The sequence below is a fragment of the uncultured Shewanella sp. genome, from assembly GCF_947491715.1.
Classification (GTDB): domain Bacteria; phylum Pseudomonadota; class Gammaproteobacteria; order Enterobacterales; family Shewanellaceae; genus Shewanella.
Map to the genome: position 1 here is coordinate 276,347 of NZ_CANLKR010000002.1, position 21,470 is coordinate 297,816.

Consider the following 21,470-nt stretch of genomic DNA (forward strand, 5'->3'; position numbering starts at 1 on the left):
TATGCGTCTAGTGTGTTTTTTGGTGCTCATCAATGTGAGTGTGATCCAGTCGGTATTGGCTGATGTGCAATTTTTTGGTGAGGTGCAACCGGGTGCGGTGATCCGTGCTAAAACCACGCCGGGAACTCAGGTTTTTTTAAATGATAAAGCCATTAAAGTGACGCCTGATGGTCAGTTTGTGTTTGGTTTTTCAAGGCAGCCTGAATTATCTCAATCTTTACGTTTAGTTTATCCTGATGGATTATCACAATTTGTGCCTTTTACGTTAAGTGAACGTGATTATCAGATCCAAAAAGTGAATGGGATCAGCAAGAAAATTATGAAGCCTGATCCTAAAGCGCAATTAAGAGCGGCCAAAGACAGTGGTGAGGTAAAGGCCGCGAGAGCGGTCTTTAGCCCCAATTTAGCCTTTACTCAAGATTTTATTTGGCCACTTACGGGACGGATTTCAGGCGTCTATGGCAGTCAACGTTTTTATAATGGCAAACCTGGAACACCACATTATGGTGTTGATGTAGCCGCTAAAACGGGAACGGCTGTTGTGGCGCCTGCTAGTGGCACTGTCAGTTTGTCGGTGAAAGATATGTTTTATTCTGGTGGGACGTTAATTATCGATCATGGTTATGGTTTGAGTTCTAGCTTTTTACATTTGAGTAAGCTGTATGTCAAAGTGGGTGATACGGTCAAACAAGGCCAACCTATTGCCGAAGTTGGGGCGACAGGGCGTGTGACGGGCCCACATCTCGATTGGCGGGTGAATTGGTATCAAATGCGGCTGGATCCTACGACTGTTGTGCCATCAATGGCCAGTGTTCTTGCTAAAAAATAAGCGTGATGTATCGATATAAAAAAACCAGAACAAATGTTCTGGTTTTTTTATTATGAAATGATTCATTTGCGAGTGTATAAAATTTTACTGTTTCGACTCTTCCATTTTAAAATAATCGAATACCGCCACATTCCTTTGATTAAAATATAGCTACTGGCCGAAAAAATAATGCCTAAAGTGAGGCATCCCACAAGAAAAGGCGGGCCTATGGTGCTGATAGAGGATTCAATCCAATGCCAACTGGCCTCAAAAGCAAAAGGTCGCTCATGATAGCCTAAAATTTTGGTGCCTAAAATATAGGCGCCATAAAACATAAATGGCATGGTTAATGGGTTGGTTATCCAGACAAGGGCCACAGCAACAGGAATATTGACATTAAACACAATAGCCAGTGCTGCAGCAAGCACCATTTGAAAAGGCATAGGGATCCAGCCGACAAAAAGACCTACAGCAAATGCGCCGGGTGCAGAGCGTCGATTCAATGCCCATAAATTGGTTTTATGAAGCAATTTGCCAAAGATGCGTAAATGTTTATGATTTTGCAAGACTTCAGGCTTTGGCATAAACCTTTCTATTAATTTTTTTGGCATATCTGTACTTTACAGCCTTAACTTATTCATGATGAATCGATTTCTATTAGGTTTTTGTGTCACTATTATTTCTACTATTGTGTGGCCTGCGTTGCCACCTTTTTCATTTGTCTTGATTTTACTGCTTGCATCAGGCTTTGTATTTCGCCTCTCCCCGTTTTTCTCTGGTGGCCTGTTTGCGGCGGCTTGGCTGGGATTGTTTTACCATCAACTTATGTCATGGGATCTGCCTGCCGATCCAACCTCTGTAAAATTAGAGGGCGAAATAATAGCATTAGTTCACTCAAACGGCGACTGGATAAATGTAGACGTTGAGCTAACAGGTGTAAATTCATTCCACTTGGTAACTAAAAAGTTAAGATTAACTTGGTCAAAACCGCCTCCTTTACAAATAGGCCAAACTTGGCAACTCACTGCTAGACTAAAGTCGATATCAGGCGTGTTAAATCAAGGGGGCTACAATCAACAAAAAAATTTGTTGAGTAAGCATATCATAGCAAAAGGAAAAGTGCTTTCAGGGCGTTTATTGAAAGAAACGGTACCGTTAAGGGCGCAATTTATTCATGCATTATCTCCTATTTTGGCATCTTTTGATAATGGTGACTTAATGCTGGCATTGATTGCCGGAGATAAACAAGGGATTTCAGTGCATCGTTGGCAAGCTTTGCGGCAAACTGGTACTGGACATTTAATGGCGATTTCTGGTTTGCATTTAAGTGTTGTCGGTGTGTGGATTTTTGTGAGTGTATTTTGGTTTTTACGGCAATTTTTTTCGCCTATTGGGCGAAGTCATCTCTTTATTGCCAGCTTTGTCAGTCTGTTTACTGTTGCGTTTTATGCCTATTTAGCAGGCTTTTCGATATCCACACAACGGGCATTTATTATGTTGCTATTGGTGATGGGACTCAGTTTGTTAAAGCGCTGTTCTTCACCTTGGGAACGCTTATTGTATGCACTCTTTTTTGTACTATTGCTCGATCCTGTCAGCTGTTTAAGTGCGGGCTTTTGGTTGTCATTTAGTGCATTAGCAATTATTTTACTGACAATTCAAAATCATATAACTCAAGTTCAATCTGACGATGCCTCAGTCGATACCTCTTCTCAATCTAGCCTGTTGGGCAGCTTTAGGGCTAAATGTTGGCTTTTTTGGGGGATCCAATGGCGATTGTCTTTAGGCTTAGGGGGATTACAAGCCCTTTTTTTTGGGGGGATCACGTTACACAGTTTTTGGATTAACTTGATTTTAGTGCCGTGGTTTAGTGTGATTGTTATTCCTGTGATGGTATTAGCGGTATGCATTTGGGCGCTAGGACAATTATTACACTTTGATGTTAATGCTGTTTTTTCATTATTGGATTGGAGTTTATGGCCTGTTAGTGAGTTATTAGCGTTAAGCTTTCATTTTGTGGGACGTTGGATTGTATTGCCTGATCCCGTTATATATACCGGGATATTGGCGTTAATCGGTGGCGTGATTTTCTGTCGAGTGATAGGTCAAAGATGGAGAGTGTGTTGTGTTTTACTTTTTTTACCTTTCACTCTTCAAATCATGACTTGGCTGTGGCCACCTAAAGGGCATCAATGGTCGGTGCATATTTTAGATGTTGGTCAAGGCTTAGCCGTGATGGTTGAGAAATCAGGTCATGGATTACTTTATGATACGGGAGCAGCCTACGGTGAACATTTTAGTTATGCTAAAAGGGTTGTTATTCCTTTCTTGGCTGCGAAAGGGATCCGGTCTTTGGATTATTTAATATTAAGTCACGGGGATAATGATCATGCGGGCGGTGCTGAGGATATGGTTGATGTTTATCCTAATGTGCAAATGATCACCGATATACCTTCATATCATGGTCAAGCGTGTCGACCTCATAGACTGTTCTGGCAAGGCTTACAACTTGATGTACTTGGTCCACTTCAAAAAATGAAAGGCAATAATGGCTCATGTGTTATTCGAATCTATGATGATTTTCATAGTGTGTTATTAACGGGAGATATTGAAAAGCGGGGGGAGAAGCACTTGCTTAAACAGTCTGCTGATTTACGCTCTACATTACTTATTGCTCCTCATCACGGCAGTCTATCTTCATCGACTCCAGATTTTGTTACAGCGGTTTCGCCGAAATTGACGGTTTTTCCTGCAGGCTTGCATAATCGTTACGGCTTTCCTAAGCCAGAAATTGTATCTCGATATAGGAGTATGGGCAGCCAAGTTACGAGTACGAGTGAAATGGGGCAGGTTAGTGTTTTTTTTAATCAGGAAGCTTGGCGGTGGGTAACATATCGTCAAGATTTAGCGTCATTTTGGTATAACGGCTTGTTTGGATTTGGCGAAGTGGATAAAGCAGAGTAGAATGCTCTTTTTTCCATTTGCTAGCTTGGGTCAATGATAACATCTAATAACAATGAAACTTGGATGGTCTTTAAGAGATTATTAGGCTATTTAAAACCGTTAAAAACCGTTTTTGTTTGTGCCATTATCGCGCTTATGGTTTATGCATTAGTGGATGCTGCTTTTATTGCTGTGATTAAACCTTTTATCGATGAAGGTTTTGGTGGAGGAGCCAGTAAAATAAGCCCTGTTGGTGGTCAATTGGATTTTGGCACGAGTGGCGGTTTTAATGCCAGCCGTGATGTATTAATCATGGCTCCCTTTGTGGTTATTGGTCTGTTCACTTTACGGGGGCTGGCAAATTTTGCTTCAACTTATTGTGTGGCGTATATGAGCGCACGGCTTATTCAAGACATGCGTCAAGAAGTCTTTGAGCATTATTTGAAGTTACCCGTGAGTTATATGGACAGAGAGAATACGGGTAATTTAATTTCTCGTGTGACTTATGATACAGAGCAAATTGCTCGAGCTTCTGGAAGTGCATTAATTACCATTGTCAGAGACAGCATTACTGTGGTGGGCATGCTGGGCTTGATGTTTTATTTTTCATGGCAATTATCCTTGTGTATTCTAGTCATTGGACCGATTATTGGTCTGGTGATTGCGGTTGTGAGTCGACGTTTTCGAAAAGTATCAAAGCAAATTCAGGCGGCAATGGGGGGCGTGACTGCGGCGACAGAGCAAATGATTAAAGGTCATAAAAATGTGTTGTCTTTTGGTGGCCAAAAAGTCGAATCCGAGCGCTTTTATCGCATCAATGATCGTAATCGTTATCAGAACATGAAATTAGCGACGACGCAGGCCATTAGTCAGCCATTAGTCATGATTATTGGCTCTTTTGCGTTAGCCTTTGTGTTATATGCGGCCAGCATAGATTCACTCAAAGCTGATTTAACCGCAGGAACGTTTGCTTCTTTGCTTGGTGCGATGATGGCGATGTTACAGCCTATTAAAAACTTAACGCGTGTGAATGCTGATTTTCAGCGAGGTATTGCTGCCTGTACAACGGTTTTCGAGCTATTAGATACCTCAGCAGAGGTGGATACAGGCACACTTGAAGTGAAACGTGTTCGTGGTGATTTATGTTTTAAATCGGTTGACTTTAGTTATCAGGGTCAACCAAAGAAAGCATTGAATGGTATTGATTTTTCTGTTAAACAAGGTAAAACCATTGCCTTAGTTGGTCGTTCGGGATCGGGAAAGTCGACGATTGCCAGTTTGATCACGCGTTTTTATTCAGGGCTGAGTGCTGGAGAAATTTGCCTTGATGATGTGCCCATTGAACAATATTCACTGAAATCGTTGCGTAAACAAGTGGCTCTAGTCTCTCAACAAGTGACGCTATTTAACGATACCATTGCCAATAACATTGCTTATGCCTATTCAGGTCAAGTCACTCGAGAACAAATCGAGCATGCTGCAGAGCTAGCTTATGCAATGGAATTTATTAAAGACTTGCCGAATGGATTGGATACGGAAATTGGTGAAAATGGTGTGATGTTATCGGGTGGACAGAGGCAGCGTATTGCCATTGCTCGCGCTATTTTACGTGACGCTCCTGTGCTTATTTTAGATGAAGCGACTTCAGCTTTGGACACGGAGTCCGAAAAAGCGATTCAGCGGGGATTGGATAATTTACGTCAAAACCGGACTTCGATTGTGATTGCACATAGACTTTCAACAATTGAAAGTGCGGATCAAATATTGGTCATTGATCAAGGGCAAGTGATTGAGCGAGGCACCCATGATGTGTTAATTGAAAAAGATGGGGCTTATGCCAATCTTTATCAGATGCAGTTTGGTGAATAATGCAAGCCTGGATTAATCAAGTTTGGTATGGAAGCAGCCTGTGGCGCTGGGTATTAATGCCAGTATCTTGGCTGTATGCCATAGTGACAGCCATTAGACGTCAACTATATAAATCAGGTTTTAAAAAAGTCACTTCATTGCCCGTCCCTGTCATTATTGTGGGTAACATTACTGTTGGAGGGAGTGGAAAGACGCCGACAGTTATCTATTTGATTGAGTTGTTGCGCCAACATGGTTATAAACCAGGGGTGATAAGCCGAGGTTATGGTGTGACTATCGAGGGGGTAAAATCGGTATACCCTGGGGCGAAAGCCATGGAAGTGGGTGATGAACCTGCGATGATAGTGGCGCGTACTCAAGTGCCTATGGTTGTTGGGCCTAACCGTATTCAAGCTGCCAATCAGCTACTGGCGGATTTTGATGTGGATATTATTATCAGTGATGATGGCTTACAACATTATGCCATGGCGAGAAGTATCGAAATGGTTGTTGTTGATGGCCATCGGCGTTTAGGTAATGGCTCCTTGTTGCCCGCAGGTCCTTTAAGGGAAGGTGCTTGGCGACTTGAACAAGCTGATTTCATTATCATTAATGGTGGTGAGGCTAAAGAGGGGGAATTTCAAATGCGTCTGCAAGCCAAGCCCATTCAGCCTTTACTTACCGGTTCTTCCCATCCATTTCATCGAGATGAACCTATTGTGGCAATGGCTGGAATAGGGGATCCGCAGCGTTTTTTCAATAGCTTAGCCCAATTAGGATATCAAGTGCATAAAACGCATGGGTTTGATGATCACCAAGCTTATTATTTATCGACCATCAGCGATGTTGCGGGCAATTATCCACTCGTGATGACCGAGAAAGATGCGATTAAATGTATGGATTTTGCCAAAGATAACTGGGGTTACTTAGCGGTTGATGCCAGTATGTCATCAGGTTTTGAGCAAGCCTTATTAATTGAAATTAGTGCTAAGATGAAAGCGTTAAGGTCGAATATTCTTAAACAAGATCGATATTAAAGGTATATATTCAATGATATTTGATAAAAAATTGTTAGACATAGTGGCATGTCCTGTTTGCAAAGGAGCATTAACTTATGAGAAGCAAGCACAGCAGCTGATCTGCAAATTTGATAAGTTAGTCTATCCCATTAATGACGGTATTCCCGTTTTGCTAGAGAATCAAGCTCAAGCTTGGATGCCGAAAGAGACAAATAGTTAATATTCGGTAATGCTTGTCAATTGAATACGTTAAGTTTTTTGTTTAAACGTAAGAAAATATGTCGAAAAGCGCCGTGTGGCGCTTTTTTATTCTTTCATGTTTGTGAACTTTCTTCCTTATATATATAATAACTAGTTAATTACTTCACTCTTTTTTGATTAGATGGAGTTATGTTCTGTTTATTTTTCCTGTTGTTACTTTTCAATTTACCGTCTTATATGAATGGAGTCTGAGTCATGGTAGATAATGTCTTTAAATCTTTTATTGCAGAGCTATTAGTGCTGAATAAAGGTGAGCGAGTTTCAAATTTTGAATATCGAGGGAAGCGGTATTGGTTGAAGCAAGCTGAGCATCACTCTGGTGTGATGCGAATATTAAAACCCAGTCCGCTAGAGGCGATTAAAACCGAAGTCTTGACGTTAAAAAAAATGGCGGAGAAGCTAGCGCCTGTGCCTAAGTTGGTCTTGGCAGAAAAAGATTTTTTTGTGGTTGAGGATGTGGGGTCAACGGTCAAGCAATGGCTAACCGAAGAGCAGATCAGTCAGCCATGTATGCATCAAATTTTAAATGACAGTGCTAAAGCATTGGCTAATTTGCATAAGATGAGTTTAGCTCATGGTCGTCCGGCTTTACGCGATATTAGTTGGCAGGATGGTCAGGTAACTTTTATTGATTTTGAGGCGAGTCAATACAAAAAAGATCTTGATTACCAACAGGTAAGAGATCTTCTCGTGTTTATCCATAGTTTGTATCGTTATCTGGGGCCACTGCATGACTTTATTGTACCTGCCATCGAACAGTATCGTTTACAGGGTGGAGAGGCGATTTGGCAAAATGCGGCTAAGTGTTTAAAAAAATGGCAATGGCTATATTATCCTGTGTCCCTATTTAAAAATCGGGGCGGGCGTGATTTAACGCCAGTTTATTGGGTTTTGAAACATTTTAGAGGTCAATCAGCTCATTCATTTGGCTAGACCGTTATTTGAGATAAAAAGACCTTAATATTGAGGTCTTTTTTATTTTCTGTTTATTGATTTGATATTACTCAGCTTGTATTTGTGGAGACAAGTCTTGGTATAAGGTTTCTATCCACTTTTCTTCACTCACGAAAAAAAGCCCCCATTGCTTCCATTGCGCAGGAAAACCCTGTTTTTGGATCATTTCAAGTGATTTATTATTTGCTAACTGGGTTTGCATCCACAAAATTGAGTCATCCAACATGGCTTTGAATCGAATCAGATCGACCTTAGTGGCCAGACTGCCATGACCTGGAATGATTTTTGTTTGTGCATTGACTTTACTGAGAATATTGGCCACATTGTTGCGGTAACCTGTGACCGAGCCACCCTGTTTGAGATCGATATAGGGAAACCTATCTTTGAAGAATAAATCGCCCATATGAAGAATGTTACCTTGATCCCACCACACCACACTGTCTCCATCGGTATGGCCTGAGCTCATGTGTACTATGTTGAAGATATCATTATTAAAATGGATGTTAATGCTATCTTGGAAAGTGATAACAGGAAGAGCAGATTTTGGTCGTTCAGGATCCGCTGACAAACGAGTCAATACATTCTCAGTGGCTATGATGGTACCATGTTGACCAAAATAGTCATTGCCGCCAGTATGATCTCGGTGAAAATGAGTGTTAATAATAAACTGTGGCAGTCCAGGTTGGATGTCATTGAGTGTTTTGGTGATTTTATCGGCGAGTGGGGCAAATTGATCGTCAATGATGAGCAGACCATCAGAGCCTGCTGATACACCCATATTGCCGCCTGCACCCATGAGCATGTAACTGTTGTCATTGAGGGGAATGGCAATTATCTCAACGTCGCTAAATTTGTCTTCATCGGCATGGGCGAATACACTCATTATACTGGAAATAAGTATAATGATGTTCAGGTTCCAACGTGACACGCTCCATTTAGGTTCGCTCCATTTAGCTAGTGTTTGAATACAGGCTCTCTCCATGTTCATTTCCTTATTTTAAATGCCAGTTAGAATGTTGCATTTGAGAGTATATTCTCTCTAAGTTAAGTATGAAATTTAACTTGAAATGATAGAAAGTGGTAGTGAACTTTTAGGTGTTTATTACTAAAGTGTCATTAGCATTCAAAAAGGTGAATGGCATTTTTATGTGTGAGTCTTCATTATTTTATTGCAAGGAATGAAGTTAAGTTCCCTTAGCAATATACCCGTCATCACTATTGTTTTATATTCTTCATTTGGTGTGAAGTGTTTACGTGTAGTATAAAAGTATTAATTTACATAGTAATTATATTCATTAGATTAGAGCGATATCATACTCAAGCCTCATTTAATCTTTGCTTTAAACAGCTATATTCAGGCGTATTAGATATTTTTTGTTTCTCAAAAAGAAATTAAAAATTGCAATAAATTAAAAATATCAATTTTATTCTATTTTCTATCGTCATAAAAGTTGAATGGAATCGATAACATCTATAGTTTGCTTAGGAGCTGATATGTATTATTTTATGAGGTCTAAATCCCCTACATTTTATTTTATTTCAGTGTGTTTGTTAGTCTTATTATTGATGGGCTGTGGAGGAGGTGATGATACGTCTTCTACTAGCTCCAATACTGACGACATGACTTCTACTAGCTCCAATACTGACGACATGACTTCCACTGATACCAGTACTGCCGATGCTTCGGGGACAGTTGATAGTGATGATGATGTTACTACAGTGGCTGAACAATTAGCCCCCCAAATTACTCAATTAACGGCTGAGGCTATGGCCGAGGGCTTTTACAGTGCCCGTGTAACTTGTACAAGTTGTATAGAGAGCTTATACGATTACAAGTGGACAGTTAATGATAAGATCGTCAGTTCAGAGCAGACTTACATGCCAAAAATAGGTGGTTTAGATTATACCATGAGGCTTGAAGTTAGAGGTATGGATAGTGAAGAGCAAGTCACTGCAAGCGAGTATGTGTTGTATGGAATTATTGATATTGTTGATGTTTATTCAACTGGCTCAGCTTTTGCGGCGCTCAAGGCAGACGGCAATGTGGTGACATGGGGAGATAAAAACTCTGGTGGTGACAGTAGCGGTGTCGACAGTGAGTTGACTGACATAACTATGATTTATTCAACCAGCTCTGCCTTTGCTGCACTCACGGCTGATGGCAAGGTTGTAACATGGGGTAATAAATCTTTTGGTGGTGATAGCAGCGCTGTGGCGAGTCAGTTGGTCAACATTAAAGATATTCATTCAACGGAGTATGCTTTTGCTGCTCTCACGGCGGATGGTAGTGTGTTGACATGGGGTGGAGATCTGTTTAGTGATGATAAAGAAAGAATTGTTGTAATCGAAGAATTAGCTGATATTACAGCTATTTATTCAAACGATTATGCTTTTGCAGCAATAACCGCTGACGGCCGTGTAATCACATGGGGTGATAGTGAATATGGTGGTGACAGCAGTGAAGTGACTAAAGAATTAGTTGAAATTAAGGCAATTTATTCAACAGCTTATTCATTTGCAGCGCTCAAGGGGAATGGCAGTGTGGTGACATGGGGTTATGACTTTTATGGTGGCGATAGTAGCGCTGTTGCAGATAAATTAGTTGATATTACGATGATTTATTCCAGCTATTCAGCCTTTGCGGCACTAACGGCTGATGGCCACGTGGTGACATGGGGGAATACCTATTCTGGTGGTGACAGCAGTACGGTGACAAGTGAGTTAGTTAATATCAGTAATATTTACTCGACAAGGGATGCTTTTGCGGCACTTACGGCTGATGGCCATGTGGTGGCATGGGGTAATAATTATTCTGGTGGTGATAGCAGTGCTGTGGCGGATGAATTAATTGATATTACTATGATTTATTCAAACTATGTAGCCTTTGCTGCACTTACGGCTGATGGCCACGTAGTAACATGGGGAGCTCAACCTTCTGGTGGTGATAGCAGTGCCGTGGCGCATGAATTGGTTGATGTCACGTCTATTCATTCGACATCTCAAACTTTTTTGGCACTCAAGGCCAATGGTAGCGCGGTCACATGGGGCAGTGAGTTTTCTGGAGGAGAAATTAGTGCTGTAGCGAGTGAACTGACCAACATAACGGATATTTATTCCAATGATTTCGCTTTTGTAGCGTTAACCTCCAATGGTAATGTTGTGACATGGGGAGGGATTAATCATGGAGGAGATAGTCGTGCTGTGGCGAGTGAATTAGTGAACATTAATACTATTTATTCAACTCAAAGGGCCTTTGCGGCAGTCAATGATGAACAAAATGTCGTGACATGGGGCACCAGTATTGATGGTGGGGACAGCAGTGCAGTTGATGAAGCATTGACCGATGTAAAGGTGATTTATTCTACAGAGTTTGCCTTTGCGGCACTCAAGAATGATGGTCGTGTGGTGACATGGGGTGAAAGTGAATATGGAGGTGGTGATAGCAGTGCTGTGGCGAGTCAACTTATTAACATTACGGCAATTTATTCAAATGGTTCAGCCTTTGCAGCTGTCAATGGTGATGGTAGTGTGGTGACGTGGGGCAATAGTTATGCTGGTGGAGATAGCAGTGCTGTGGCGAATGAACTCGTTAATATTACAACTGTTTATTCAAATGGTTCAGCCTTTGCAGCTGTCAATGGTGATGGCAGTGTGGTGACGTGGGGCAATAGTTATACTGGCGGTGATAGCAGTGCTGTCGCGAGTGAACTCGTTAATATTGAAGCTATTTACTCTACAGGTTCTGCCTTTGCGGCACTGAAGGTCGATGGCAGCGTGGTGACGTGGGGCAATAGTTATACTGGCGGTGATAGCAGTGCTGTGGCGAGTGAATTAAAAAATATTGCAATGATTTATTCGACTGAATCCGCCTTTGCTGCACTCACTGATGATGGCCACGTGGTGACATGGGGAGAGGTAACATGGAGCGATGATTATCCTGCTCGGGACATCAGTACCGTTGAGGCCCAATTATTTGATGTTAAATCAATTTATTCAACATGGGGTGCCTTTGCAGCACTGAAGGCCGATGGCAGCGTGGTGACATGGGGTGTTGATTTTAGAGGTGCTGACAGCAGTGCTGTGGCCAGTGATCTTAATAATATTAAAACACTTTTTACAACTCAATCAGCTTTTGCTGCATTAACTGAAGACGGTAATGTGGTATCTTGGGGAGGAGATACTTATGGTGAAGGCCATTGGGGAAGGCATGAAAAATTTGGATACGGTACAGATGGTCTTATTACTTTGGATGCTAGTGAATTGAACAACATTAAAATGGTTTATACAAATGATTCATCCTTTGCTGCAGTTAAGGTAGACGGTAGCGTGGTAACATGGGGTAATAGCAGCTCTGGTGGCGATAGTAGTACAGTTGCTGATGAATTGACCAATATTGCTGCTATATATTCTACCGACTCTGCCTTTGCGGCACTAAAGGTAGATGGTGGCGTGGTCACATGGGGCGGGTATAACTATGGTAATGATAGTCGTGCAGTTGTAACTGAGTTATTACCCTCTTTAGTATTAATTGAAACCTCTATTCCTTAATTTGTCGTTCATTTGGAGTTCGCATTGCATCATTTCTATTTGAAATGATGCAATTGCTTAAGCCCTGCTATATCAATGGTGGTTTAAAAACTCATTTTATATTAAATAGTTATCCTTGGTGCGAATAAACATTATTCAGGGGGAGCGGTAATCATCACCTATGGAATTTATGGGTTAAATTTACAGATGTTTTATCTTATCAGGGCACTATGAACCGATAAAATAAAGAAACCCTTGTATGATTGAGGCATTCATTAAATCCAAGAAAAAGGCACCGACTAATGGTACAAGAATAAAGGCTTTGGGTGAGGGACCGTGTTTTGCCGTAACGGCATTCATATTGGCAATGCCCACGGGAGTGGCGCCCAATCCAAGCCCCACAAACCCAGAAGACATTACCGCAGCTTGATAATCACGCCCAAGGAAGCGAAATACAATAAAGATAGCGAAAAAAATCATCATCACCGTTTGTGCGAGCGTCACAAATAACACGGGACCTAAGGTATTTGATAATATCCAAAGTTGCATGCTCATTAAGCTTAGGCAAAGAAAAAGTTGAAGACTGATTTCCTGAGCAATATCCACCGCATTTTTTGACAATGTGAGTTTAAAGCCGTCCGCGATATTGGTGATGATGATTGCGCTTAACATGGCCGTTAAAAAGCCGGGTAATGTCACGCCACGTCCAGAAAGATAGTTATTGACGAGCTCGCCTGCTTGCACACAAACAGCCAAGATCATCAAGGTGCCAAGGGCGCCTCTGACTTTCGCGTTGATTGAAGTATTCACAGGCGTCTCTTTCGTTTCTGGCAGGTGATTGGTATCATCATCTGACGGTGTTAATTGATATTTATTGATTAAAAAGGTGGCCACGGGCCCGCCAACAATCCCCCCCGCAATGAGGCCGAGTGTGGCGAACATGATGCCGACTTCTGTTGCCCCTTTTAATCCTGCTTCTTGTGCGATATCTCCCCAGGCAATAGCGGTGCCGAAACCGCCAGCAAATGAGACACTTCCGCCAAACAGTCCATATCCTGGATTGACGCCCAAGGCGGTGGCAATACCCACGCCAACTAAGTCTTGTAAAATGAGAAACACTGCCGTGACGAGAGTGAGAATAAGGAGTGCCTTTCCGCCTGCGGCCAGGGTTCTGAATTTGGCAGATAGCCCCACGGTTGAAAAGAACACTAAGATCATTTGATCTCTTAGTGCCAAGTCAAACAGGATCTTTATGTCAAAAACGAGATAGATAATGGCAATGAATAGGCTAAATAAAAAACCGCCCGTGACGGCGACTGGGATATTAAAGCGTTCTAAAAAGGACCATTTTGTATTGAGAAAACTGCCGATGAACCAGACCAATATGGTTAAAATGACCACATCAGCACCGTCTATTAATATTTCTCTCATTTCTCCTCCCTGTTTCTCTCAAAAAAGCGGCTGTCCATGGTATGTTTTACTCCAGTGCAATGTAACATGTCCAGTGCCAATAACATGCCTATATCATTGTCATTTAAAGTGTCAATTTAAGCCTAAGGTAATACGATTATTTTTTTGTGTCATCTTGCATAATTTAGTGAAAATACTATTGCTGTAGTTGTGGCTTAATTTTAATCTGACTGTTTTTTATCCGCTTAAAAAGAGCCGTTTTTTATCTCGGTGTGTGTTTTATCACTTTTTATCACTTTTTATCACAAAATAGTGAATAGTGAATAGTGAATAGTGAATAGTGAATAGTGAATAGTGAATAGTGAATAGTGAATAGTGAATAGTGAATACGTTAATTGCATCTAGCCGCTGACCAATACCTTCTATTTTACAGACTTTTTAAAAGAGAGAACATCATTTATTAACATGGGGTTTTGGGGCTTATTTTATATGTTTAATCCAATGTTCTAAATGTTTTAATGCTAATCAGAGACCTTAAATGCACTTTCATTTTGTGAGTGTGAAACGCACATGGGCCCCTGAGTCATCCATTAACAGCATTTTAATACCTATGTCATCATTAAAATATTTGGCACAGCCTTTTAATAGACCTAAACAAACATACCCCATGCAACGAGGCGAAATGTAATCCATAATCAGTTTATTTGACGATACAAAAATGATAATAACTGTTGGCACCTTTGCCTTAGGGTACAGCTTTTTAGCTTCGACATGAATGTAGGTTTCCAAGTAAATAATAAAATCAATGGTATTATCTATATCCATATCCTCAATGTTAATTGGCAAACTGGTTAGAAAAGGAAGAAACACTTCCCGCCCCATTATTTCAAGTAAATTATTTACCGGTAATCCAGTTAATTCGCTTAACGCATTCACAAGCTTTAAAAGTCTATGATGAGAATAATTACTGTTTGGAGTAAATTGGATATCGTCATTGGCTTTTTCAGTCATAGCACGGCAAATACTGCTGCCAAAATGCCTATTAACAATATTGATGAACTCGATAAAAACAACACCTTGCATGTGTGTCTTGTTACCTTTATTTCATAATCAAAAGAAGTGTATGGGTAAGTATTAACGTCAAATGAGTAAATATCAATGAAATGGTACAAAATAGAGGCTAGACTACCACCATCGAGGTGGTTAAGGTAGTGATTGCTAAAATTGCTTGAACAGGTAAATCTGGACTCATAAATGAGCCTAACTAATCTTACTGTTTAACGCCCCATCCATAATTGCCTTGTTATATGCTGCTTACAAATTACTTTCAATCATTTCTTTTATTTTATGAGCTTTAACGAAGTGGTCTAGTTTATGAGTTTGAATCCACCAAGTAGCTGCTTCCATAAGTAACTCTGGATTATCATTTTTATTAGCGAAAAAAGCATAGAATGATAAACCAACATTATCACCTTTGGTTGCAATTTTCTTATCACAAACTTCGATGATTTTACTTCTTAATTCTGATCTCATAGATAATTCCATTTTCAAAACCTGAAAAGCATCTAATGCCCAACTAATAAGTGAGCCAAATACTGGCGGGCGAATTGCGGTTTTTGTAAAGCGGGTGACACACCATTTTGTTCGACAGTCTACATTTATTAGGCCTGATTCTGACTCTCAACGAGCCTATGAAATGATTCACCTTTATTTGATACAGAGAACAATTCAGTCGAAATAGAATACTTCGAAATGTGCTGACTACCTTTTCTACAACCATAGTATTTTCTCTAATGTTGACTGAAATTGATGTGCAGCCGCGAGTAAGTATTTTAGCCTGTAGAGGTGCTAAGTGTCTAACATTTTGCAGAAAGGTTCACGTTTGAAACCAAGAAGACAACCAGAAAGTATAGGTTAGGTCATTTTATCGTAGAGAATGAATGAGCTGCCCTCGGCAATAGGCTCCTGCATTGCTTTACTTCTTGAATCCATTCAGCCCTGTGCGGAGCCGCATGCAAGGTGGTGAAGGTTAGATTTCTCTAGCTACTAGATTATGCCAGGTTATTTACAAGAAATGATTCAATATCACGAATTAGATTTCTAAGAGTCATTTCTAAAACGACTCCTGCAATTACTGATTTGTAACCACTTTTAAGTAGTTCTTCTATTTGATCCTTTTATTCATTAAATCTTTGTCCTAGTTTTTTATTCATAGCTAACTCCGAGCAAGCAAATTAACTAGTAGTTTAACACCGCGTTCTGCGGAAAATTGTAGCGAACCGGAAAATTTTATCGGTTAAACTGTCGGTGTAGTTAGATCAATAATTTTCCAACCAGCGTATTCCTTTTTGTTAACGTGCTCAATCGGGAATCTTGATTTATCCAATGCCACACAAAGTAAATTTTTTGGCCTGGAAAAAGCTACGTATAGCTGTTTCATGAACTTTGGCTTTCTTACGCCTATTGGCTTGGTGGATTTATCACCTAAAATATATTCTATTAATTTTCCTATATCGAATTCATGGTTCTTAGTTTCCAAAACCAACGTCGCAGCATGGGTTTCCCCCTTAACAGAATGGATAGTTGCTACTTCGTTTTCAATTATTCGTCCATTAACCTCAGTTATGATCTTGTTTGGGTTAACCGCAAATTCAATGGTTGCAGTGCAGTTATCAAAATCAAGAAAGTTCTTAAGCTGGGCAGTCTCAGTTAACCCTAAACAGGTTTTTATAGTATTGACTGATTGATCCCAAATCTTTTTTTCAATCTCATCTTCCATCAATCGTTTAATTAGATTATTGAAGTTAATATGATGGCCAGAGTTCTTTAGATATTTTCGGATATTCGAGGTTGTATACCATTCTTTAGTATCATCAGAAAAGGTCAGCCGTGAACCAGAAATCTGGCCACATCGAGCTATTCCTTCCAGTATTAAACGGTAAGCTTCATGGATTGTTTCACATTTTTTACTTTCGTAAAAATAATGAATAAGCTTCAGAGGTTTAAAAGTATTTGTTGAGTAACTTTTATCATAGGAGTCAACGTAATCACAAATAGTCAATCCATTATCTTTTCGTAACCCAACAGCACCTACTGTTTTAATTGGCTTAGTGCTATCTAAAGGTATTACTTTTTCACAAAGCTCTGCAAACTTATCGAGTACATCACTTCTTGAGTGTTCATTTACAAGAAAAATGGTATGTGAAGTTAGTTCTGGTACAGTTATGCCAGAACTAAGATTGATATGATTGAAGCTTAAGTTTTTTGCTAACAACGCAATAGAGTGATCGAAGCGATGGCTATTTTCGATTTTATCTAAATTCACTTGGTTATAGGTTTGGTTTTCTTCTCCTTCACCACTGTATATGGCTTGATCAGGATCACCAAATCTTTGGAGTTTTACGCTGCTATCTAGGAAGATATCATTTAGTAATTCATCTTGAAATCTTTGTGTATCTTGCATTTCATCAATTAACACTATAGGAAAGCGAGATCGCACTGCATTCTTAATATTAGGGTTACACAAAAGGTAGTGCTTCGCGAATACATACATTTCGCCGTAAAAATAGTAGCCATTTTTTATTAATCGTGATTTAGCAGAAACTAAATCCTTATAGCTTCTAGAGGTAGATTTATTAGTAAAACCGGGCACTGTTAACTTTAGTTCTTCTTGTTCAAGCTTATACTCCATACCATATAGTGAGTTAATTCGTTTACGTTCAAGGTAGGATTTTGTCCCGTAGCTGAGATAGTGCCATCCTTTAGTGCTGCATATATCATCATCAATGGTATTTATTTGATAGCCACCAGAACGAAGGTAAGGTATCGCTAGGAATTTGTTTACAAATTCTTGAATCGTGCCAATAAAATGTGGGAATGAGAGTAATTTTTCACCATAAGAACTTTGTGTTAATCGAGCTATTATCTCATTTTTCGCAACGTTGGTGTGAGTCAATACACATACACCTCGATAAGGATCCTTCCACTTCCTAGCAAGTATGATTAGTTTTGCTGCAACCATTGTTGTCTTGCCACTTCCTGGACAAGCTTGGACATCATCAAAATTTTTTATTGCTTGCTGACGCTTTAAATCAAACTCAACATTTAATAGTGATTCAACCTGAGTAATATCACCGTTTTTAATTTCAACCATTACTCAGACCCCACCTCAGTAAGAAGTGGTTCTGTGACATACTCTATGGCTTTAATAATATAAGGAGGCAATTTTTTCTTTAGTTCCTCTGGGCGCCCTTTAAATTTAGAAAGAATATTAGAAAGAGAGTAACTTACTTCACTTTTTCTGTCTCCCTTGCCTTCGATGGATCCATATAATTGGATTGCTCTAATATGGTCGTCTTCATTGAGATTGTCGTAGCTATCGGTATTACCATTTATTGCTTCATAAACTTCCTTTCCGAGCCCATATTTTGCGAGACAGAATTCAAAGGTCCAATCATCAGAGATAAATGTTTTAACTAACTCGCCATCGAATTCTTGTTTTTTATCTTTCTTTTGTTGAATTTGTTGGTCAGTTAGTTCGTTGAGCCAATAACTAAGGTTTCCACCTTGCCCAGTATCTTTAGGCCGCTTTTTTTTCTTAAAACCATAGTCATTATCGCTTGTATCTTCAGCTTCACTTGGCCATAAGTCTACATCAGTAACACATGCAACTTTAATTGGTAGATGCTGCGGATTTTTCGATGCAGGGTTTGAACGATAAATCTTGGCATACCTTTTTCTAGATAGACCGTTTACGTTTACTAACGACACACCATAATCTTCCAAGGATCTATCTAAAAGCTCAGCGATTACAGGAAGTAGTACTACTTCAGCAACCCCTTCAACTAAAAGCACACCTCTAGCAAAAAACATGTTAGCTTTTGTTGAGTCCAGAAATTTCTCTAAGAAAATATAGTCATCTGGTGCAAGTTTGGAGGATCCTTTTCTTAATGGGAATGCTTTTCCGTCTTGCATCAAAATTAAGCTTTCCAAGGGAGCTTTTGAGGCAAGAACTGGGCTATGCGTAGATAATATACATTGTAGTTGGTTCTTTTCAGCTCGAAGATATTTAATAAATTTCAACTGTAATTGAGGATGCAGATGAGCTTCAGGCTCCTCAATTAATAAAAGGGGAAATTGATCTTTTTCTTGCTTGATTAACATTAGTTCAGCAGCCATAAACAGTAGACTACTATAGCCCAAACCATGTTTCACTCCTGAAGCGTCAAGCTCAAGAGTCAGTTTTTCTAAAATGGATTTTATTGCTTGCGATTTTTCAGGTTCGCTCATCTCAGCATAATCATTACTGCCAAGTAAGCTCATCACCGGATTAAAAGTATTTGACTTGAATGTTAGAGAATTTAGGAGTGAAGCTATATTTGTCTGCGCTGTTTGTATTGCCATATCAGATTGAATATTTTGGCTAGCCTGAGTTAGCAACTCAATAATACGTTTTATTGCATCAACATCTCCGGCAAGGGCGGAATTACTACCTAATATTTGGGATAGCCTAGAAGAACGGCCAGCAGATAGCTCTGCCTCAGCATCGCGTAGAGGTTTTAAATATGTTGTTGCAAGATATTCACGAATATCTCTTTCTATTATTGGGCCATCACAATTAGCACCAGAACGAATTTCGGTTTTAATAAATTGTGTTTTTCTAAATGGGTGTTCAGACAGTTTTGCAGATAGAGAAACGTATAGCACTGGCCTATTATTACCAGCAGGTACGTCTTCGTTTGTTAAATGCTCTAAAAATATTCCAGTTTCATTCTCTGATAAATCGTCGAATTTCAGATTAATTAGCAACTCGCTTTCACCTACAAAGAAATCTGTTGCATTTAGACTAACCCATTCGGCAGAAGTTGTGTCTAGTACGACTCTAATAGCATCTACGATAGAGGTTTTACCTGCATTATTTTCACCAACCAACAGGTTAAGTCCATTATTTAAATTCAAAGAAAAGTCTTTGAGTCGCCTAAAATTATTTACATTAAGTTGAGTGAGGTACATATAAACTGCCTTACTTTAAAAAAAGTTATTATTGTCTTGTATCGAAACAGGTGATTTTCTAAAACAGCTTAATTCGCTCCAACTGACGGCTTTATCCTATGCAGATACGTAAAATAATTATTTATCTGAATTCCTCCGTCCAAGACCTTTGCTGAAATATTCAAAGACCTAACAGCTTATCCAACAGCAGCAGAATCATCTTCCAAACTGCTTAATATTAAGTTGTTAAGATACACTTCCAACTGATTGTTGTAAAATCGTTAATTGCTAAAGTAAGCGCCTGATAAGCATGAGGCAGTATAAGAAAAATATTTTAAAGCTTAATAACTGCAAGCATGTCCTCATCGTCTTCGTCCATACCCACTTCAAAAAAACCAAAGCTAGCATAAAAGTCTTTAGCAACAGGATTTTTAGGATTATAACAAATCTCGATTTCTTGCAAGTCCGACACTTTTTTTATTTCAGCCAAGGCTAGGTTAAGGGCAACTCGACCTATAGACTTTTGTTGATGCTTTTTATCAACCATAAACCGCCAAATCGAAATTCTAACGTTAGATTCTTGTACCCACATAAAAAAACCAACAGGCTCTTCTTTCACATAAATAGCTCTGGTTTCATAGCCATCATTGTACCTAGCTTCAACTAATGACCACATATTACAAGCTACGTAACTTATCTGTTCTTTTGTGACATCAAGTTCACAAACTTGCTCATAATTTTCTTTTGTTACTGGACGAAGCGATACTTCCATCGAGTTTCCTTACAATTTAACGTTTCATTGAGTAGCAGCCTAGATCTCAGTAATAAGCGGCACACTCTTAACTGCCCAATTAACATTGCAGAATATCACTGATAAGTACTTGTTGTAAAATCGTTAATTGCTAAAGTAAGCGCTTGATAAGCATGAGGCAGTAAAAGAAAAAATAGATAGGTTTATGGTGGTTTTTGCATGATAAAAGTTATACCAGTGATAAGGCTCATTATCACTGGGTATTTAGCTTACAATAGATAGTTAGACAAGCTCAGGTTAATTTTTCAATGAGTTATTAAAAAATGCACCTAGTACGTTAGCCACTTTATCATTTGCAGGTTGGCTCAGTAACGGCTTCATTTTAATAAATAAGTGATATAAATCTTTCCCATGTTCTATTAAAAATTCATGACTTTCTATTGCTAACTCAAGTTCATTGGCCACTGTTAGCTCACAAAACTGCTGTGCTTGTTTGTGTGTTAGGTTAAACTCTTTTTTAGTAAACCGATCTTTGAACTTGATAGTTTTACTCGCATCAAAGGCTTTGAAGACAAAAGGCCTATCACAGGAACAATACAAATAGACGATATCCTCAGCAGCTTGCCCTATGATTTTGGCGATATCCTGTCGCTGGAATAAAGTAATAACCTGAGTATCAAAACCGATAGTGCCATATGCCGCATGATATAACCCTGCATCACAAAGGGCTTGTGAGGCTCCCCATTCGACTAATAATTGATGAGTCCTTTCTAAATGCTCAATTAACGACCCATTTAGATGTTTAAATTCTCCCGCACCTAAGGTTTTTAATTTTTCTAATTTTAAATTCATATCAACTCTTAACTGTCTTAATTATCTTAACTACTATAACGATTTAAAAAAACATTGATTGATAGCATGATAAAATTGATATGAAAATGCTCCTTTTAGTGAATAT

General features: G+C 39.4%; 16 protein-coding genes. 7 read left to right on the forward strand and 9 right to left on the reverse strand.

Annotated features, from left to right (window positions below; translation table 11 throughout):
* Position 1: 1 nt before the first annotated feature.
* Positions 2–829, forward strand: a complete 828-nt coding sequence (locus Q0779_RS03890) for a M23 family metallopeptidase (protein WP_298769709.1) — start codon at positions 2–4, stop codon at positions 827–829.
* A 62-nt stretch (positions 830–891) separates the two neighbouring features.
* Here the strand turns inward: Q0779_RS03890 and Q0779_RS03895 are convergent, their stop codons facing one another.
* Positions 892–1,419, reverse strand: coding sequence for a DUF2062 domain-containing protein (locus Q0779_RS03895; protein WP_298769711.1), 528 nt, complete (start codon positions 1,417–1,419; stop codon positions 892–894).
* A gap of 28 nt (positions 1,420–1,447) precedes the next feature.
* On the opposite strand from Q0779_RS03895, the gene Q0779_RS03900 reads away from it, so the two are divergent.
* From Q0779_RS03900 to Q0779_RS03920, 5 genes are all read left to right on the forward strand, one after another.
* Entirely contained in the window at positions 1,448–3,772 is a 2,325-nt protein-coding gene (locus Q0779_RS03900) for a DNA internalization-related competence protein ComEC/Rec2 (protein ID WP_298769713.1), read from the forward strand.
* 33 nt (positions 3,773–3,805) lie between these two features.
* Positions 3,806–5,620, forward strand: coding sequence for a lipid A export permease/ATP-binding protein MsbA (gene msbA, locus Q0779_RS03905; protein WP_298769715.1), 1,815 nt, complete (start codon positions 3,806–3,808; stop codon positions 5,618–5,620).
* A complete protein-coding gene (gene lpxK, locus Q0779_RS03910) occupies positions 5,620–6,636 on the forward strand; it encodes a tetraacyldisaccharide 4'-kinase (protein WP_298769717.1) in 1,017 nt (338 codons plus the stop codon). The genes msbA and lpxK overlap by 1 nt, the downstream gene beginning before the upstream one ends.
* A 13-nt stretch (positions 6,637–6,649) precedes the next feature.
* Positions 6,650–6,838 (forward strand): Trm112 family protein, encoded by a 189-nt coding sequence (locus Q0779_RS03915; protein WP_298769719.1) that lies wholly within the window; start codon positions 6,650–6,652, stop codon positions 6,836–6,838.
* 236 nt (positions 6,839–7,074) lie between these two features.
* Entirely contained in the window at positions 7,075–7,812 is a 738-nt protein-coding gene (locus Q0779_RS03920) for a serine/threonine protein phosphatase (RefSeq protein WP_298769721.1), read from the forward strand.
* 67 nt (positions 7,813–7,879) lie between these two features.
* Here the strand turns inward: Q0779_RS03920 and Q0779_RS03925 are convergent, their stop codons facing one another.
* Positions 7,880–8,815, reverse strand: a complete 936-nt coding sequence (locus Q0779_RS03925; protein WP_298769723.1) for an MBL fold metallo-hydrolase — start codon at positions 8,813–8,815, stop codon at positions 7,880–7,882.
* 512 nt (positions 8,816–9,327) lie between these two features.
* Here Q0779_RS03925 and Q0779_RS03930 point away from each other — a divergent pair.
* Positions 9,328–12,381 (forward strand): hypothetical protein, encoded by a 3,054-nt coding sequence (locus Q0779_RS03930; protein WP_298769725.1) that lies wholly within the window; start codon positions 9,328–9,330, stop codon positions 12,379–12,381.
* Between the two features lie 207 nt (positions 12,382–12,588).
* Here Q0779_RS03930 and gltS read toward each other — a convergent pair whose 3' ends face one another.
* From gltS to Q0779_RS03965, 7 genes are all read right to left on the reverse strand, one after another.
* A complete protein-coding gene (gene gltS / locus Q0779_RS03935; protein ID WP_298769727.1) occupies positions 12,589–13,791 on the reverse strand; it encodes a sodium/glutamate symporter in 1,203 nt (400 codons plus the stop codon).
* Positions 13,792–14,316: 525 nt separating this feature from the next.
* The gene (locus tag Q0779_RS03940) at positions 14,317–14,853 is read right to left on the reverse strand and encodes a heme NO-binding domain-containing protein (RefSeq protein WP_298769729.1); all 537 of its coding nucleotides are present in this window, start codon (positions 14,851–14,853) and stop codon (positions 14,317–14,319) included.
* 231 nt (positions 14,854–15,084) lie between these two features.
* The gene (locus tag Q0779_RS03945) at positions 15,085–15,303 is read right to left on the reverse strand and encodes a DUF6500 family protein (protein ID WP_298769731.1); all 219 of its coding nucleotides are present in this window, start codon (positions 15,301–15,303) and stop codon (positions 15,085–15,087) included.
* Between the two features lie 763 nt (positions 15,304–16,066).
* A complete protein-coding gene (locus Q0779_RS03950) occupies positions 16,067–17,923 on the reverse strand; it encodes a UvrD-helicase domain-containing protein (protein ID WP_298769735.1) in 1,857 nt (618 codons plus the stop codon).
* Entirely contained in the window at positions 17,923–19,782 is a 1,860-nt protein-coding gene (locus Q0779_RS03955; RefSeq protein ID WP_298769737.1) for an AAA family ATPase, read from the reverse strand. Before Q0779_RS03955 ends, Q0779_RS03950 begins: the two co-directional genes overlap by 1 nt.
* 313 nt (positions 19,783–20,095) lie before the next feature.
* Positions 20,096–20,533, reverse strand: coding sequence for an N-acetyltransferase (locus Q0779_RS03960; RefSeq protein WP_298769739.1), 438 nt, complete (start codon positions 20,531–20,533; stop codon positions 20,096–20,098).
* A 276-nt stretch (positions 20,534–20,809) separates the two neighbouring features.
* Positions 20,810–21,364, reverse strand: a complete 555-nt coding sequence (locus Q0779_RS03965) for a DUF6817 domain-containing protein (RefSeq protein WP_298769741.1) — start codon at positions 21,362–21,364, stop codon at positions 20,810–20,812.
* Positions 21,365–21,470: the final 106 nt, after the last annotated feature.